Genomic DNA, 17,794 nt, shown 5'->3' with positions numbered 1-17,794 from the left:
ATAAATACAGATATCACATTTTTTATTTTTACCGTTATCGATAAATATTCTTACCAACCGCAATAAAACATCGTATAATTAAAGAATTCCTCCATTGTTTGAGTTACCTATGAAACGATCCTTCTCTTATTTTATTCTTTTATGGACACTCTTTTTTGTAACGACAGGCTGTGAAGTTGTCCATTGGAAAACAGAATACGATCAGTCATCATTGAAAAAAGAAGGCTTTAGTAAACATCAACTAACCCTCAATGAAGGTGGCAAATTAACCTATTGGGAAGGTGGTCAAGGTCAACCGCTACTGTTATTACATGGATTCGGTGGTACGGCAGCGGCAACATGGAAAGCAGAAATGCTTCAACTAAGTAAAAAATACCATGTCATTGCGCCTGATTTACTCTGGTTTGGTGAGTCATACAGTGATAATACGGCTCAATTAGCAACCCAAACCAGCGCTATGTGGCAGTTAGTCGATAAATTAAAATTAAAAAAAATTGATGTCGCGGGTATTTCGTATGGTGGGTTTATTACCTATGACATGATGCTAACACCTGAACGCATCAATAAAGCAATAATCATCGCCAGCCCTGGCCCATTATTTAATGATAAAGATTTACAAGATTTAGTGAGTCGAGCCGAAATTCAATCACCTGAAGAATTATTTGTACCTAATAATGGTGATGATGTTAAACGCCTTTATGACAATGTCTTTATTGAGAAAAAAATTATTCCTGATTTCATCGCGAACCAAATCTATCTTGATTATTTTTCACAATGGAAATCACAACGAACACAATTAATTAAAACACTACTAACAGATAGAAACCGCATTCAACGATATGATCCTAAAAAATTACCTCAAACACTAATAATATGGGGACAAAATGATAAAATATTCCCACTTAATAGTGGTATAAAATTAAGCAAATATATTCAAGCTCCTATCATTGTATTACCTAAAACAGCTCACGGCATTACTAATGAGCAACCTCAAATAACGGCTGATTTGATTGATAATTTCTTATCATCGTTATAAATCCAATATAGCTGCAATAAAAAAGAGAAGCCGACAACGCTTCTCTTTTTTTATTTATTATGCTTTTTGTTGTAAATAAGCAAAGATTTCATCTTTTAATAACAACTTTTCTTTTTTCAATTGCTCAATGAGCGTTTCATCAAAACCACTCGCGGCAGTCATTACATTAATTTTATCATCTAACTCATTATGCTTTTTAAATAGACGATCAAAATGCACATCATGACCTTTTAGTGCTGAAATTAAGCTTCTATATTCTGGAAACATTGTCGCTCCTACTCATCTTGAAACACTCTTTATTTATACTCAATTAGAATAATAATTCGTAGTTATAGATCTCATTTTCAATCATTTAAGCTAAAAAATTAGTTTCTGTCTCAATGTATAAACACATATCATCAATTTTTATACTTTTTGTATCATATAGTTATCGACTTCACCGCTTACTTTTACCATCGATGGTGATAACAACATCTCTTTTTAATATATTATTTTACATTAAAGTTGAAAAATAATTAGACATCAATCGCAATACTGATATGCTTCCAAAAAATGCATCATATGTTGTATTTATCTTCGTGTTGTTATAAAGGTTTTTTCCATATCATGGCTACATTGATTAAAAGTACCCAACTGCAAGCAACAAACTTTGCCTATATTGAACTTAGTGAGAAAACATTAAAAAAACAACTTTCATTATTATTCCCTTTCGCTGGCGCTATCTGTGCCATTATTGCCTTTACTTATTTTGTCTCACAACAAGCACATTATTTTACCATTGTCGGTATACTTGGTATGACATTGTGTTACACCCTTGCAGCATTAAATCGAACTCTCTTTTCTGCCACTATTCTTTTTTGGATCTTTTTAATCGCAACCACCTTTATTTGTTCTACTGGCTTTTATTTTACTGGGGCGCGTCATATCAGTAATACTATTGGCTTAACCATTCCATTATTATGTTTTTTCGCTTTACAAATCAGAACGGCCGCTTGGTATAGCGCTATTTTTGGATTTTTATACATCATATTAAGCGTTTCTGAAATAACCACTAAACAGATGCAAATTTCATCTGCACTCCAAAATATTTGTGCTTACTCTATTATCTTTGTGATGGCATTTTTATTATCTCGCCACCGTTATGATGCTATTTTACAAGTAAAAAGAACCACGACTAATGATTTCCTCACCGGATTATTAAACCGTGATGGACTATTACCTCTTTATCAAAATGAATCATCTCGCTGCAAGCGTTACCGTCGTGATATATCAATGCTATTAATTAACATTGATAAATTTAGAGACGTTAATGATCGTTTTGGACTTGATGCGGGTGACAAAACCCTCATGATGATGGCTAAATGCCTGCGTGAGACTTGTGGCAATAATATGCATATTGCGCGTTTAAGCAGCCAAGAGTTTTGTATTATAATTCCAGATGCTAATATTCATGCAGCAGAAGAATTTGCAATTAAAATTCGTGATGAAATTAGTCAATGGATATTAGAATTAACCACTGGTCATCAAATTAAGATCACGGTGAGTATCGGTATTACTAATATTGAGTATCAAGATTTTAGCTATGACTATATAAAAGCGGAAAGTGCATTGATGCGTGCAAAACGTTGGGGCTATAATCAAATAGCAACCAACGAATAGAGAACAATCATGCGCATAAAAAAACACTATCAATGGAAATGTTTTAGCATTGAGGAACAAGCTCATTTACTGCCTGATGGTAGAGAAATATCATGTACCAGTATAAAACACCCAGGCGCCGTTATTATTATACCTATTGATAGTAATGGCGATCTCGTCCTTGTACATCAATATCGTCCAGCCGTTAGCCAATGGTTATTTGAATTTCCTGCGGGTACGCTTGAAGCTAAAGAAGATATTTTTGGTTGTGCACAACGAGAATTAGCAGAAGAAACAAACCTCGCCGCTAGCCAATGGCACCCTCTTGGTCAGTTACTGCCAGCCCCTAGCTTTTGCGATGAAATACAATATCTTTATGTTGCTCAAGGATTATCAGCAACAGATGGTGAACTTGATGATGACGAAATCATTAATGTTGTCACGCTATCCGTTAGTGAAGTAGAACAAAAAATTGCAGACAATCAAATTCAAGATAATAAAACCTTAGCCGCCTTTCTAAAAGCACGCATCCTTGGTTTCATTTAAATGACTGACACGATAAACATATTGTGCGATTAGATAATAAATTGCGCAATATGTTTAAACTAACTCATATCTGAAAAATTACTATTCACACAAATACATCGCGTTAAATTTCATTTCAGTTTATAAAAGCATTTTTACGAGATGAACTATCGTGTCTTTCTTACTCGCTTTAATATTTTCTCTTTCATCGAATCTCGATAATTTCGTTATTGGCCTGAGTTATGGTGTAAAGAATGAAAAAATCCCATTAACAGCCAATGCTATTATTGCATTTATAACCGCACTCATTACTTTCATTTCAATGCTAGGCGGAAAATTAGTAACTCAACTTATTCCTAATTATGTATCGAATGAGCTTGGTTCAGTGATCTTTATTCTAATGGGGGGATGGTTTATTGGCAGCGATCTTCTAAAAAAACAACAACAGCAAAAACAACATACTGTGCTCAATTTTAAAGGCGCGGTAATGTTAGGCTTATTATTATCTATCAATAATATCGGTGTCGGTATTTTAGGCAGTATTACGCATTTAGACATTACACTGGTCGTTACACTTACTTTTATTACCGGCATGTTTTTAACTTATGCGGGTAATCATATTGGTCACAGTACTATTGGCAACATCGTGGGTAAATATAACGACTTAATTTCAGGGAGCCTACTCATTATGTTGGGAATGTTATCATTATTATTTAAGTTTTAAGCCATGTTTAGATCTATATTTAACCCAATAAAAAGCCCAGTAATATACTGGGCAACAATATGCATTATCAATTAAAAACGAATAACCATTACAATCTAATTTGCCAACGTTTAAGCGGCTCATTATGATTAATGCCTACACGCCCCCAGCGATCAACACTATCAATCACCATCACATTCACGCCTTTAGGTAATAATGCTTGTTGCGATGCCGTTAATTTCTTTGTACTTAATAACCATAAGCTGTCATCTTCTGCTAATAACGCTTTCAATTTTTGCTTATCTTTCTCTGTCCATTCTAATTCTGGCGTCGTTAGCCTATCAACAACAAATAGCTGATTTCCTGAAGCAAAATCTTCAAGTTCCGTTGACAGTAATATCACAGAATCAATTCCGGCATCAATTAAGACCTGTTGCTGGCTATTAATCAATTTACGAACATTACCCATTAGTTGCTGCTGATTCTTTTCAATTTGTTGCGCTTTTTCAGGCCATAAGCGCTGTAAATCATCACTGACAATGGCGGCCATTCGGCTAAGATTTGTTGGGTTTAGCCATGAATAGATTGACATTGTGCCATCACTTAAACGCAATGCGGCAACACCTTGTCCTCGTGGCGAAATAGCTTGTGATGCATCAATTTCAACGATCTTAATATTGCCCTGACGCGCATAAACATAAAGCGGATCTTGCGGCCAAACAGCCCCTAATGTCACTACGGCTTGGGCTTTTTTACTCTCTTCATTAGTTACCACGTCACCTTTAGAGGCAAACCAATTAGGCAATCGAGATACCCCGTAACGTTTAGGTGGTAGATATTTTGTCGTGATCCCGGTGTCATGGGTCAATTCAGATGCCAGCATATAAGTAACAGGCGTTGTCGTTAAAATATCTTCTGCCTTTACTGAATGACTATAACTGCCGCCGGTAACGATAATCGCAACAGCACAAACCGATTGAATCAGTGAACGTATTGGGTGAAGCTGAAGATGACTCATGATGATTCCTTAAAAAATACAGCGACTACCCTTTACGAATAATGCGATAACAAGTGGCGATTAAAAAGAAAGTAGCAGCAACAATAATAATTGCCGCTCCTGATGGAATCGGTAATTTAAGCTCCATCGGTAGGACAGTACCCACCACACAACTGATAGTGGCTAATAAGGATGACAATAAGACAAAACTGCCCATATTTTTAGTTAGCAAACGTGCCGTTGCCCCCGGAATAAGCAACAAGGCACCGACTAATACTGCGCCCACAATTTTAACGGATGCAATGGTGACAAGCGTTATCATAATAACAAACAGATAGTCATAGAAATTCGTTTTATAACCACGAACACGGGCAATATCAGGGCTAATACAAGTTAACAATATTCGATTAAAAGTGGGTATTAATAACAATATAATCAACCCACAACTTATTGCTAATACCCACAAATCTTGATCGGTTACGGTTAGAATTGAACCAAACAATACATTTTCTAACATATGGATATTAATTTTTCGCGCCACATACATCAGTAATGCCGCACCAACCGCTAACGCCAATGCTAAAAACACGCCCACCAGCGTGTCATAAGGTACATTGGTTCGATTACGGACAAAGTGGAGTAATAACGCAAAAATCATGCAAAAACTGAATAACCCAATAAACGGATTTTCAGGTGGCTCGCCTAACAACACCCCAAGCGCAATGCCTGTTAATGCCGCATGACCGACCGCTTCAGAGAAAAAAGCCAACCGTTTAGCGATCACTAATGTCCCTAAGCCACCTAATAACGGCCCTAATAACAGCGCAGCAACGATCGCATTAACCATGAACGCATATGAAAAACTGTCACTTAGAAAACCCGCATCAACACCTAATTGTGCCCAATGACGTAATAACTCCATTACGCAACCTCGTGTTGATTTGCCACAATCGGCGCATGACTGTAATGATTAAATAACCGTTCAATTTTTTCAGGAACCAACACTTCAGAGTGATGACCAGAATCAACAACAATACGGTTAACCACATGTACTTGCGCATCAAGGCGTCGAACGGCGGTTACATCATGATGAACGGCTAATACGGTTTTTCCTTGCGCGACAAATTCATGAATCAAGGACTCTAAATAACGAACCCCTTGCTCATCCATGCCTGTTGTAGGCTCATCAAGCACTAATAAATCAGGATCATCCAATAACGCTTGAGCAAATAAAACCCGTTGTTGTTCGCCACCAGATAATTGCCCCATGCGACGATCAGCACGATTGGCCATGCCGACACGTTCCAATTGGCTTAATGCAAACAACTTATCTTGTTGACGTTTACGCCAAAATAACGGTGATCGGGTTAAATTTAATAAAATAAAATCCATCACTGTTAACGGTAAACTTTGTTCAAACATCGCTTTTTGCGGCACATAACCAACAGATCCGGGTTTACCATTATTGGCAGCATCATCCCATAAAATATCAACATTGCCTTTGAACGGTGTTAAGCCCAAAATTGAGCGTAATAATGATGTTTTCCCACCGCCATTTGGCCCCATCACCACATGGCATTGCCCTGCTGCAAAACGATGGTTAATATTAGATAAAATATGATTTTCACCGTATTGCAACTCTAGGTTGGCAATCTCAATCCGAGGGCCAAAACTCATACTTGATCCTTACTAACAGCAAATTGCATTGCGTCAACTAACGTAGTTAAATTTTGCTGCATCTCAATTTCTACTTTGTCCACTTGATATTGACCATGCGTCATATGTGAAAAACGGTATAACTTCACCCCTGTCGCTTTTTCTATGGTGTCGACGTAACGATTAGGCATATTTAATTCATAAAACAACACATCAATACCTGATTGCTTTATTTTTTCTATTGTCTCTTGTAACTGACTGGCACTAGGTTCAACCCCGTGGGCAGGTTCAATTACCGCTGCAACATCAACACCAAATTCTTGTAATAAATAACCGTAAGCATTGTGTGTTGTCGCAACCTTCATACCCGAGGTATCTAAATCACCTAGCGTTAGCATTGCCTTACGTTTCATTAATCGAAACTTTTTTGCATAATTTCGAGCATTCTTACGGTATTCACGAGCATTGTTAGGATCAAGCTCTGCCAATTTATTCGCAATGGTATACACTTTTTGAATCGTGGTTGATAAACCAACAAAGGTATGAGGGTTTACCGCACCATCACCCACAGACTGCCCCATCGCAGGTAATAAAGGCACATCGTTATTGGCTTTAATCACCACCAAATCATCACGATTAGCCGCAGCAATCACTTTTAGTGCAAAGTCATCATGACCAATACCATTCACAACAATCACATCCATTTGTTTTAAACGACGTAAATCATTAGGTTGTGGTAAATAGTTATGGGGGTTAAAACCAGCATCAACTAACGGTAAAATATCCGCTTTATCGCCAACCACGGCTTTTACATAGCTGTAGTAAGGTTGCAATGTTATGCCGATAGTTAATTTTTCCGCCGCTGCACTAGAGAAGCTGACAAATAAAGCAACAGCAGTCAGTACCGTTTGAATGACTATTTTCATAATATTTTTACTTCAACGTTAAGAAATGAATACATCGCAAGCTATACACGATAAGTAAAACAAAAAAGATTAATGAGCCAACGCTTGATTATTACTGTCGTGATTAAACACAATTTGCGTCCAACCACTATCAATCAATTGTTGCGGTTCAAAAACAGCATTGTCGTTAATAACCAGAGGTGTCGTATCTTGAGAAAGTGCTAACCAAATATCAGGATCCGAACTATTACTGTTCAAAACCACTGACGATGCCCCTTGATCTTCACTGCGAATACCTTGATAAAGTGCGCCATTAAGATGCTGCCACTGATGACGCCCTTTACGCTCCCAACTTTTATCTTCAATAAATGGTGCTAACCACAGCTCAGATAACTCAGCCATATTGGGCCAATGATTCTGATGATCAATATCACGACTATCTTGATGTAAATTACGGATTTCTTCATGGGCAAGACGCAATTCAGCCACCATTGCGAGTTCTTCTGAACTTAACTCAGTGATCGCTATTTGGTGAGTATCCAATGGCGGTGTTTTTGTTTTATTCTGATGGTACGGTAACAACACCGTGGCAAGTAATAGAATTGAAATGATAATACCGCCAACCCACTTTCCTTCCTTTCCACCATTATTTGAAGGAACGGTTTGACGGATCATTTTTCTTTAATCTCAACAACATCGACTTCTACTGGGCTTTCATGCCCTGAATCAAACACTAAATAGAAATCAGCTTCCGGCTTAGTAAATTCAGCAATAGATCGTTTATCTGTGTTCACTTTGGCAATAAGGTTATCGTCGTAATCATACATATTAACGTTGTAATCAACCGCTTTACTGCCATCACTGTAGCTGGTTTCACATGCCACTTTGTCACTTTCAAACCAACAACTCATTAATGGAAAATGCGCTTGAGCAGCACTTGAAAATAATCCTAACGTTAAGAGCGATAACGTGATCATCGGTAAATGATTTTTCATAACAACCTCAAACCTGCCTATATTGTGGGTAGCAGTAATAAATAATGATTAGCGGTAATAAAAAGTGCTGCTTTAATAACAGAAACAGCACCGAGGGTAATTATTTTAGCGATGCTTCAAAAGTGATATGCACGTTAACGTTAGCGGTATCAACCATTGGATCATTGGCAATATCACCACGGTAATTCGCTTTCATAATATAGCGACCCGCTGTTTCAGGCGTAAAGCTCACCTTACCGTCTTTATCACTCACCACATCAATTTGCTGCTGGTGGTTACGGTATAACGTCCCTTCACGGGTGACTTCAGCCACGACACCCGCTTGAGGCTTACCATTAAAATAAAATTGGAAGCTAACAGGCTCACCTTCAACAATATCGGCAGGGTGAGTAATCGGCAGTAACTCTAAATATTTTCCCGTAATGTCCATTGCTTTGGTACTTGGCTTACCAACAGTGACATACGTTTCAGCGCGGGTATAACCGACCTGAGTGACAACGTCACGTGATTTAGGTGGTAATACAGCATCACGTTCAACTTTGTTCGCTGCTATCCATTTCACCGTGTCGCGACGGCCTGCTTTATATTGCGTAAAATAAACAGGGGTTTGATTCACTTGAATTTTATGAGTACCTTGCTCTTCAAAATAGAAGTCAAAAATAGCACGACGTTTACCCCGAATAGTAAAATTAGGGCGCTCAATACGTCCATCAGGCATGATCACTTCAGCGGTTTCTGTACTTGCTGGCTTATCATAAATAAAGGTGCCGTGTGACGCGGTAACATCAAAAGACAACCAATCGCCACCCTCTTTTGATACGGTAAAATGTGACGGTAATATCCAACGCGGATGTGCATTCGCCGAGGCTGATACCGCTAATCCTGCAATAACCGCACATGCTAGAGAAAACGCTTTCATTTTGTTATTTTTCATAATGTTACTATTACTCAAAGTTTATAATTAAGTTGAATAGCACCGGTTTCTTCCGTCGGTGCAATAACATGGCTAAACGCGTTTTCGCCTAGCTCGATTTTTTGACGCAAATAATTACGACCACCGTGTTCACGCACAACTTCAACGTAGAAGGTATAATTGCCTTGTTCTACTCGCTGGCCTTTATCATTCAAACCATCCCATACAAAGGTATATTCACCCGCAGGACGGGTTGCAGAAGTTACCGCATCAACTAACTCACGATCATAACGACCCACTTTTCGCCACCAGCTGCGTAAATCTTTCAACCATTCATCTTTACCCACCCACAACTGCACGGTACGTACAGGTTTTCGATCTGCATCTTCAACCCAAACCGCAACATAAGGACGGGCATACATAGTGGTATCAATAGCAGGTAGTGCAAAACTCACCTCTAATTGCGCCGTTTCCGGTACGGGTTTTGCTATTGCACTGGCCAATGGTGTTAACAATAACGCGACCAATAATGGTTTTTTGATGATGTGAAACACGGTCATAATGAACCTTTAATAAAATCGACAATCAAGTACTGGCTTATGGCACAGCAACAATATAAATCAGTAAACTCACCGCAGAACCCAGCCCCATCCATTTCAATGAAGTGCGAAAGGTTTTCTTTTTAGGGATCAATAAGCACACACCGGTTAAAACAAACATCACCATCAATAAGGCGGTAATATCAATAAACCCGCGCCAGACTTCACCACTATTACGCCCTTTATGGAGATCATTAAGCACCGCAATCACACCATAATGGGTACTCTCAATGGTTGCTTGCGCGGTTGTCATATCAATAAACACCGTGGCGTTATAACCAGGGCCTTTATAATCCAGTGAAATTTCACCTTCAACTAACTCATCACCATCAACATCGGTAAAAATATCAATTGCCGATGGCGTTCCACGAACATCACCATGCTTAGCTAAATACGCAATTAATGCTGAACGATTAGGCGTAAACGGCCCTTTCTCTGAACCCAATAATTCAACAGGAAGTGAAAGCTGTTGTTCAACGATATTCGGTGATTGACTCACAAACAGATGCGGTCGATTTAATGTGATGCCTGTGATAGCAAAAAATAACACCACCAGCAGCAGTGCCATTGAAATATAAATATGTAATCGGCGCGCCCATAATTGCACGGCTTTATTTTTTAACACCATCACTAACATCATGCATAAGAGTAACTTGGATAATGATAATTTAATTGATAATCGTTCTTATTGGCATTCAATTTACATTGTTTACGTTGGTTAGAAATGCGTTACAAGAAACAAGGTGCGAGGTGCGAGGTGCGAGGTGCGAGGTGCGAGGTGCGAGGTGCGAGGTGCGAGGATAATAAAGGCGATAAAAAATAAACCCCTAATAAAAAATCATTAGGGGTAATTTGTAAGATTTAACGTTGATCCATATAACCCGTCTAATGAGTACGACACTGACGGAAAAGATCTTGCTTCGGTTTATAAACAGACGTATTTACATTCATAATACCTAACATAGAACTAAACACATTATCTTGTGAATAATCCCCTCTCTTGGCATTGTTCGCTATATTCTCAAGACAAGTGAGATTTAAACCGCGATCTTGAGTAAAACTTTTTGAGAACCACATCATCATTGGCACTGTTGTTTGGTATTTAGGCGCTAAACTATAAGGCGTACCATGTAAATACAGCCCACCTTCACCTAATGATTCTCCATGATCTGAAATATAGAACAATGCCGTATTGTATTTATCACTGTAACCTTTTAACTGTTGGATCAATTGACTGATCATATAATCGGTATACAAAATAGTATTATCATAACTATTCACTATTTGTTCTTTGGTGCAGTTTTCAATATCCGAACGCTGGCAATCTGGTTTAAAAAACGCGCGATCTTTAGGGTAACGTTTGTAATATGTTGGCCCATGGCTTCCCATAATATGTAACGTAATAAACTTATTACCCTTCATATTCGCTACTTCTTGATGAAAGTTATTCAATAACGCCATATCAAGACATGATTCGCCATCACATAAAGGATCTGTTGCACTATGGTTTAAGGTTATCTTTTGAATACGATCTCCAGCACCTTTGTCACCACCATCATTTTCTTTCCACAGTATTGAAATACCCGCACGATGCAGAATATCAATAAAGGTATCTTGATTATAAGCAATGGCTTTTTTATAGTTGCTGCGATTCATTGCAGAGAACATACACGGCACAGACACAGCGGTTGCCGTTCCACATGAAGTGACATTCTTAAACGAAATCATATTATCAGATTGAGTATATTGATTGGTGGGGCGAGCATAACCGTTGGCTTGATAATTTTGAGAACGTGCGGTTTCACCGAGAACAAACACAAATAAAGTAGGCTTACCATTAGATGTTGCCGTCGTTACCAACTTAGCATCTGTCCCAATTTTTTGATAAGGGATAGGTTTAGTAAAATAGGTTCTATCAATATACTTAATGCCAGTATACACGTAAGACGGATTAATCACGCGATTAAGATATTTATTATTACGCCCTACTGACGCATAATCTTTATAAAACAAAGCCGCAATTAAAATGATGATAAGAATGGATACGACAATTGATATTAATTTATATATTACAAACGTTTTAATAAAATATTGTTTTTTTATCTTTACACCAATAATAAACAAACAAGGAACAACACCAATAATAATAATAGCGATAAAGCCAGATAAGCTAAAATAGGATGCTGCTTCACCACTATTGGTCTCGAAAATGTTCTCCATCATTCCATAATCAAAAATAATCCCATAATGATATGACGCATAAGCAGTAATAGCTGAAACAAAAGTAAGCACACTAAACAAAACACGCCCAATATAAGGCCATGCTAAAAGTTGGAATATAATATTAAGAGCCGCAATAAGAAATATAGGCAGTGATATTATAAATCCCACACTCACTATCTCTAACTTTGACAGTATTTCATAAAATGTTTGCCATAATGGAATATTTAAAACAATCCCAAAATATATAGCGATACAGAAAACTAAAATATTATAATTCATTTCTTTATTGAAAACAGAAGAAGAACACTTCATTTATTTAACCTAAAATAATAGCATAGCCAAATGTCAGAGAAGACACGTTTTATGCGCACAAGTATACTTATATGCTCATATGAATAATAGCATTAAATAGCTATACGTAAGAAGTATTTACCCGTATAGAAACTACACCAGTAAATAGCTCTATATAGTTTCATGATCAATAACCTGCACCATCTCTTTTGATAACCAGCATTCGTTATTATTATTAAAGAGTTCTAATTTCAGGTAATGATAAAGAATACATGTTATTTACTATAAACAGAAAAAAGTATCAGCCTGTCTTATAAATAAGAAAAGCGAGCTCAATGGCTCGCTTTTCTACAAATAACAATCTCTTTAATCATTACAATATCTATTTAAGCATTTACATCTATTTTTCGCATTTGGCCTAAATATTTAATCCAACTTTTCGCCGCAGAAGATGGTTGAATGTTATTTGCTTGTTTAGCGTGAATAATCGCTTGATCGAGATTATTCATTTTGTAATAAACCCTAACTTTCGCTAATTCTACCACAGCCTGTTTGTCTTTACGTTTAACTCGATCTAACTCAACCAAGGCTTGTTTATAATCACCTTCTTGAACTAACAATTGTGCTAACTGCCAACGGTAGTGGTTATCTTTCGCCGCAACTTTTGTCCATAGTTTGATTGCTTTGTTCCATTCCCGAGCCATTTGCCAGTAATTAGCTTGTTCAATTAATAACGTCTTATCACTATTGGCATCTTTCAATGCGGCTATTTGTTCCGCTGCACGTTCTGGAATACCACGTTGAGCATACAATTGGGCTAATACTTTAAGATCTTGCTGACTCAGTGCCACCCCTTGGTATTTTGCTAACTTTAATGTCGCTAATGCATCAGCATTTTTACCTGTTCGCATTTGAATACTGGCTAATTGCTGCCACCAAATTAACTTATTTGGTTCAAGTGCGATTAAACGATTCAATGTTGCCGAAGCACCTTGCCACTGTTTAAGTTGTAGCTGTGCCCCAAGCTTAATCGATAACGGTGACATCGTGTCTTTAAGACGATAACCATCATAATGCTTCATCGCGGTTAACACTTGCTGCCACTGTGATTGCTGATAATGCGCTTGAGCAATGCGTAACCACAACTCATCCCCTTTTTGTTTGGCAGGAATATTTTTGGTTAACTTATAATAATGCGGTAATGCTTGGCTATATTTAGCATCAGACAACAAAATATCCGCCAACATGCGCTCAGTCGTCCATGCTTGATCGTCATGCAACAAACCACTGTTCACCGCTTTTGTTAACAGAGAAATAGCTTGTGACTGTTTCCCTTGCTGCCAATAAAACACCCCCAGCATTCGTTGCACATACGCTTTATCGTAAGCAGAACGTGGGTTCATTTCAGCTAACAGTGCAATGGCTTGAGTAAGCTTATCATTTAATTGTAAGTCATTAGCGCGTTGTACCTTGTGGGCTGTCGCTTGTGATAACTGACCACCACTTGCATAAGCATTTGATAATGGCAGTGAAGCCGACAAGGTTAACGCGATAATAAAAGCTAATTTTTTCATTATTGATTTAACCTAAATTCAAGGCGCACTGTCTGCCCTTGTTGTGCCATTGCGGTGCCATTAACAACTTGTGGTTGGTATTTCCACTTGCGTAATGCGCGGATCGCTTCTTTATCAAATAAACGATGGGGCTTGGCATCCATGATCGTAATATCGATTGGTCGACCTTGGGTATCAATGGTAAATTTAAGCACCACATACCCTTCTTTACCTTGACGTAAAGCACGTGATGGATAACGTGGCTCTACGCGATAAAGAGGCATCGCCTGTTGAGATTTACCTAATCCGTTACCTATCGCGGCAGCACTACTGAAATCAGTAAATTTAGGCGCATTAACCGCTAAACCATGAATAGACGTATCTAAACCTAAGCTAGGAATTGACGCCATTGGCATCGTCGTTGATGTTGCCGCTTGTGACTGCGACGGTTGCGCTTCAGGTGGTGGCGTTGGCGTTTCTGGCGGTGGTGGTGCAACACGCTGACGACGCTGTGGCGCTTGTTCGTGTTCTACCATCACCATATTAAACGCTAACGGCGGTGCATTATCTTGAGGTTGATGATTACCGTTATCGACCATCCATGCCATCAGCGTAAACAGACCTAAAGCCACCGCGAGCGCCAATGGCAACGCCATCAATATGCGCATCATTAGTTTTTCTCCGCAGCCAAGGCAATATTTTTGACTCCAGCACCTTTTGCAGCATCCATCACCTTAACGACCGTACCGTTATAAGCATGTTCATCCGCTTGAATCACTAATGCCGCATCAGGTTGTTCTGTTAACATGTGTTCTAAGGTTGCTTGAACACGTTCAGGATCAACCACTCGCTTATCGATGTAAATATCATTTGCTGCGGTAATAGCGACAAAAATACCCGCATCTTTTTGGCTAACCACATGGCTTGCTTGCGGGCGATTCACTTCAACCCCAGATTCACGCACAAAAGAACTAGTAACAATAAAGAAAATCAACATGATGAAAACGATATCTAACATCGAGGTTAAATCTATTTGTGCATCTTCACGCACTGACGAGCGACGGCTGAGTCTCATTGTTGACTCCTTAATGATTTTTCTAATTTCAATTCACGCATTTGACACGCTTTTGCCAATCGAGCATGAATAAACATCCCCGCTAGTGCTGCCACCATGCCCGCCATAGTTGGCAGTGTAGCCAGTGAGATCCCTGACGCCATCAATCGCGGTTGGCTACTGCCTTGGGTTGCCATTACATCAAACACTGAAATCATACCCGTAACCGTACCAAGTAAACCTAACATGGGACAAATAGCGACTAACACTTTAATAAAATTAAGGTTTTTGTTTAACGCTATTTTAGCATCACTCAACCAGCCATCTCGAATTGCATGAGCATACCAAGATTGATGATCAGCACGTGCTGCCCATAATGCTATCCATTGTTGCTGTTGTTGTGGAAAGTAAAACACAAGGTAAATAACCCGTTCAAACACCAATAACCACAACACCGCAACCACAGCGGCTAACCACCATAAAATCACACCGCCTTGCGCCATAAAATGCGACAGTGATAACCACCACGTTTGTAATACGCTGCTATCCATTAGGCGGCCTGTTCAGTTGTCATGCCAGAATTTTTAATACCGCTTTGGTCATTTTTCTCGGCTTGTTCCGCCACTAAGCTAATACCTTGTTTTTCAAGGATCATACGAATATTTTCAGCTTGCGAACTTAAAATGTTATGCGCCAATAGCAATGGCATTGCCGCCACTAAGCCTAGAACCGTAGTCACCAGTGCCATTGAAATACCCCCCGCCATTACTTTTGGATCACCATTACCAAACTGAGTGATCACTTGGAAGGTTTCAATCATACCGGTTACTGTACCTAGCAAACCTAACATCGGCGCTAACGCAGCAAACAGTTTCAGCATTGACAGACCTTTCTCTAATCCTTGCTGTTCATCAACAATCGCTTCTAATAAACGTAATTCTAACGCTTCAACGCTACGGCTTTGTTCTTTGTTATAAACAGCTAAAATATGACCTAATGGATTATTACCCGGCTTAGAAGGTTGTTTTAATTGTGCTTTAATTTGTTGACGAATAATGGCTAATTTCACACCACGGAAAATCGCAATACCTGCACCAATAGCCAGTAGCAATAGAATGATTTTACCAACCGCGCCACCTGCTTGTAGACGATCCATTAATGTCGGTGCTTGGGCTAATTGCTCTAGCATCACCCCACGTGAAGGATCGACCACCAGCATGTCATTGCCCGTAGAGATTAATTGATCATAATCATCCAATGTCGGTGCATGTTCAGGTTGCTGTAAATACGCCATTGCTACATGTTGGCTGCCATCCCAACGTAAATAACCATTGTCGCCGACTAAACCAATACTGCCTAAACGCAATGCCTGAATATCACTTTGTTCACCATCACCGTTAATGTACGGCACAGTGACTTTAGCAATTTGCCCGCTCGCAACGATCTGATCAGTCATTGCTTGCCATAAACCTTGCAATTGCACCATTGATGGTAAGACTTTCGCCGCGACAATCTCATTCACAACGGCATTATCTTGGCTGTTATCAATCGCAGTTACAGCATGTTGTTGTTCAGCTTGTACTTCTTTGGCGGTTTGACGTACAACACCAAATAACTCGCCTAAGCTGCCGCTTTCTAATCGTAATTGTTGTTCTAACGTCGCTAAACGTTGTTCATTCGCACTAAAGGTTGTACTTAATACTTCTGTGGCAGCCTTTAATTTATTACGCTCAGCTAATAACGCATTGTATTGCGCTTTAATATTATGATGAGTGCTATTAAAACCCGCTTCACGTTGAACATTATGCTGAGCCTGCTGGCTATGCTCTTGCTGAGCTTGTTTTACTACCGATTCGGCATTAACGGTCAATGGCAAACTTGCGATACATAATGCGGCAACTAACGTTTTTAATTTCATGTTATTTACTCTCTACGCTAGTTGATACGCCTGAAACAGGTAAGGTAATTAAGCTGGGTGCAGCTTGGTTATCAGCAATCGCAAACGCTTTATCGATGTTTGCACCATCACTTGCATCAACAGGCTGCCATTGTTTAGCGGCAGTATTCCAGCTCCAGTAATGGCTACCATTTAAGCTTCGAGCCACCAAGGCAATGCGACCTAAATGCAACACATTCACTTCAATCGTTTTATTATCAGCAAGGGTGATTTTCGCTTGGTAAGCAGCAAGCTTGGTACCGTAATCCATTTCAATTTGGTAGGCTTCTAAAATACGACGGAATTTTTCAGCATCGCTAATATCAGCTTGTGACATCATGGTTTCAAGTTTATTGACTCGGGCTAAACGCGCTTGGCGTTTAATTGGCTTATCGTTCTCAATAATGGTCTTCAATCCATCAATCATTTGGTACATCAATGGCACCACACCTTGACGAGTCTGCTTAATGTCGGTGATTTGTTGATCAATAGACGTCACTTCTTGCGCTTGATTTTTAACCAATCGCGCTAAGTGATCATGATAAACCGTTAAGTTTTTCACTTCTTCTTGCAGTTGTTCCATGCTGGCCTTCATTGCCAATGCAGAATCTGCACTTTTATCGATCTTATTTTGACTCACAGCAGATGCGGTATTGGTACTATTTTCAATCGAACGCGCATTATCAAGATTAGAAGCGTGAGCACCCGTGGTGACGCTGAGAATAACAATAGCAAGGCTAGTTTTAATAAAATTCATAATATTTAATCAA

General features: G+C 38.9%; 21 protein-coding genes. 4 read left to right on the top strand and 17 right to left on the bottom strand.

Going from position 1 to position 17,794, the window contains the following annotated elements; translation table 11 throughout:
- Positions 1 to 109 precede the first annotated feature (109 nt).
- Positions 110 to 1,036: an alpha/beta fold hydrolase gene (locus C9J51_RS09575; protein WP_107250153.1), complete on the top strand. Its 927-nt coding sequence runs from the start codon at positions 110 to 112 to the stop codon at positions 1,034 to 1,036.
- A gap of 57 nt (positions 1,037 to 1,093) precedes the next feature.
- Here the strand turns inward: C9J51_RS09575 and C9J51_RS09570 are convergent, their stop codons facing one another.
- Positions 1,094 to 1,303 carry a DUF465 domain-containing protein gene (locus tag C9J51_RS09570; RefSeq protein WP_045037758.1) on the bottom strand — a complete coding sequence of 70 codons (210 nt, stop codon included), beginning with the start codon at positions 1,301 to 1,303 and terminating at the stop codon, positions 1,094 to 1,096.
- 339 nt (positions 1,304 to 1,642) lie between these two features.
- On the opposite strand from C9J51_RS09570, the gene C9J51_RS09565 reads away from it, so the two are divergent.
- From C9J51_RS09565 to C9J51_RS09555, 3 genes are all read left to right on the top strand, one after another.
- Positions 1,643 to 2,695 carry a GGDEF domain-containing protein gene (locus tag C9J51_RS09565; protein ID WP_045037757.1) on the top strand — a complete coding sequence of 351 codons (1,053 nt, stop codon included), beginning with the start codon at positions 1,643 to 1,645 and terminating at the stop codon, positions 2,693 to 2,695.
- A 9-nt stretch (positions 2,696 to 2,704) separates the two neighbouring features.
- Positions 2,705 to 3,220 carry an NUDIX hydrolase gene (locus C9J51_RS09560; RefSeq protein ID WP_045037756.1) on the top strand — a complete coding sequence of 172 codons (516 nt, stop codon included), beginning with the start codon at positions 2,705 to 2,707 and terminating at the stop codon, positions 3,218 to 3,220.
- Between the two features lie 151 nt (positions 3,221 to 3,371).
- Positions 3,372 to 3,923, top strand: coding sequence for a manganese efflux pump MntP (locus C9J51_RS09555; RefSeq protein WP_045040649.1), 552 nt, complete (start codon positions 3,372 to 3,374; stop codon positions 3,921 to 3,923).
- Positions 3,924 to 4,011: 88 nt separating this feature from the next.
- On the opposite strand, the gene C9J51_RS09550 is transcribed toward C9J51_RS09555, so the two are convergent.
- The 16 genes from C9J51_RS09550 to C9J51_RS09475 form a co-directional block, all read right to left on the bottom strand.
- Positions 4,012 to 4,920, bottom strand: a complete 909-nt coding sequence (locus tag C9J51_RS09550) for a metal ABC transporter substrate-binding protein (RefSeq protein ID WP_045040650.1) — start codon at positions 4,918 to 4,920, stop codon at positions 4,012 to 4,014.
- Between the two features lie 25 nt (positions 4,921 to 4,945).
- The gene (locus C9J51_RS09545; RefSeq protein WP_045040651.1) at positions 4,946 to 5,821 is read right to left on the bottom strand and encodes a metal ABC transporter permease; all 876 of its coding nucleotides are present in this window, start codon (positions 5,819 to 5,821) and stop codon (positions 4,946 to 4,948) included.
- Positions 5,821 to 6,576 carry a metal ABC transporter ATP-binding protein gene (locus C9J51_RS09540; protein ID WP_045037752.1) on the bottom strand — a complete coding sequence of 252 codons (756 nt, stop codon included), beginning with the start codon at positions 6,574 to 6,576 and terminating at the stop codon, positions 5,821 to 5,823. The genes C9J51_RS09545 and C9J51_RS09540 overlap by 1 nt, the downstream gene beginning before the upstream one ends.
- Entirely contained in the window at positions 6,573 to 7,481 is a 909-nt protein-coding gene (locus tag C9J51_RS09535) for a metal ABC transporter solute-binding protein, Zn/Mn family (RefSeq protein WP_045040652.1), read from the bottom strand. The genes C9J51_RS09540 and C9J51_RS09535 overlap by 4 nt, the downstream gene beginning before the upstream one ends.
- Before the next feature lie 69 nt (positions 7,482 to 7,550).
- Positions 7,551 to 8,135: a DUF6162 family protein gene (locus C9J51_RS09530; RefSeq protein ID WP_045040653.1), complete on the bottom strand. Its 585-nt coding sequence runs from the start codon at positions 8,133 to 8,135 to the stop codon at positions 7,551 to 7,553.
- Positions 8,132 to 8,455 carry a hypothetical protein gene (locus tag C9J51_RS09525; protein WP_045037749.1) on the bottom strand — a complete coding sequence of 108 codons (324 nt, stop codon included), beginning with the start codon at positions 8,453 to 8,455 and terminating at the stop codon, positions 8,132 to 8,134. The genes C9J51_RS09530 and C9J51_RS09525 overlap by 4 nt, the downstream gene beginning before the upstream one ends.
- Before the next feature lie 100 nt (positions 8,456 to 8,555).
- Complete coding sequence (locus tag C9J51_RS09520) at positions 8,556 to 9,392, bottom strand: DUF4198 domain-containing protein (RefSeq protein ID WP_197076368.1); 837 nt, start codon at positions 9,390 to 9,392, stop codon at positions 8,556 to 8,558.
- A gap of 11 nt (positions 9,393 to 9,403) precedes the next feature.
- On the bottom strand, positions 9,404 to 9,928 hold the full coding sequence (locus C9J51_RS09515) for a DUF2271 domain-containing protein (protein WP_045037747.1): 525 nt from the start codon (positions 9,926 to 9,928) through the stop codon (positions 9,404 to 9,406).
- Positions 9,929 to 9,965: 37 nt separating this feature from the next.
- On the bottom strand, positions 9,966 to 10,595 hold the full coding sequence (locus C9J51_RS09510) for a PepSY-associated TM helix domain-containing protein (RefSeq protein ID WP_045037787.1): 630 nt from the start codon (positions 10,593 to 10,595) through the stop codon (positions 9,966 to 9,968).
- A gap of 257 nt (positions 10,596 to 10,852) precedes the next feature.
- Positions 10,853 to 12,502 carry a phosphoethanolamine transferase gene (locus tag C9J51_RS09505; protein ID WP_107274992.1) on the bottom strand — a complete coding sequence of 550 codons (1,650 nt, stop codon included), beginning with the start codon at positions 12,500 to 12,502 and terminating at the stop codon, positions 10,853 to 10,855.
- A gap of 365 nt (positions 12,503 to 12,867) precedes the next feature.
- Positions 12,868 to 14,055 (bottom strand): tetratricopeptide repeat protein, encoded by a 1,188-nt coding sequence (locus C9J51_RS09500; protein ID WP_045040654.1) that lies wholly within the window; start codon positions 14,053 to 14,055, stop codon positions 12,868 to 12,870.
- Positions 14,055 to 14,705, bottom strand: coding sequence for an energy transducer TonB (locus tag C9J51_RS09495; protein ID WP_045037745.1), 651 nt, complete (start codon positions 14,703 to 14,705; stop codon positions 14,055 to 14,057). The genes C9J51_RS09500 and C9J51_RS09495 overlap by 1 nt, the downstream gene beginning before the upstream one ends.
- Positions 14,705 to 15,109 carry an ExbD/TolR family protein gene (locus C9J51_RS09490; protein WP_045031104.1) on the bottom strand — a complete coding sequence of 135 codons (405 nt, stop codon included), beginning with the start codon at positions 15,107 to 15,109 and terminating at the stop codon, positions 14,705 to 14,707. The genes C9J51_RS09495 and C9J51_RS09490 overlap by 1 nt, the downstream gene beginning before the upstream one ends.
- Positions 15,106 to 15,639, bottom strand: a complete 534-nt coding sequence (locus tag C9J51_RS09485) for a MotA/TolQ/ExbB proton channel family protein (protein WP_045037744.1) — start codon at positions 15,637 to 15,639, stop codon at positions 15,106 to 15,108. The genes C9J51_RS09490 and C9J51_RS09485 overlap by 4 nt, the downstream gene beginning before the upstream one ends.
- On the bottom strand, positions 15,639 to 17,006 hold the full coding sequence (locus tag C9J51_RS09480) for a MotA/TolQ/ExbB proton channel family protein (protein ID WP_045037743.1): 1,368 nt from the start codon (positions 17,004 to 17,006) through the stop codon (positions 15,639 to 15,641). Before C9J51_RS09480 ends, C9J51_RS09485 begins: the two co-directional genes overlap by 1 nt.
- Before the next feature lies 1 nt (position 17,007).
- Entirely contained in the window at positions 17,008 to 17,781 is a 774-nt protein-coding gene (locus C9J51_RS09475) for a DUF3450 domain-containing protein (protein WP_045040655.1), read from the bottom strand.
- Positions 17,782 to 17,794: the final 13 nt, after the last annotated feature.

Origin of the sequence: Photobacterium iliopiscarium, from assembly GCF_003026395.1 — a bacterium.
Lineage (GTDB): Bacteria > Pseudomonadota > Gammaproteobacteria > Enterobacterales > Vibrionaceae > Photobacterium > Photobacterium iliopiscarium.
The sequence above is the reverse complement of the archived record's forward strand: the minus strand, read 5'-3'. Positions and strand labels throughout refer to the sequence as shown.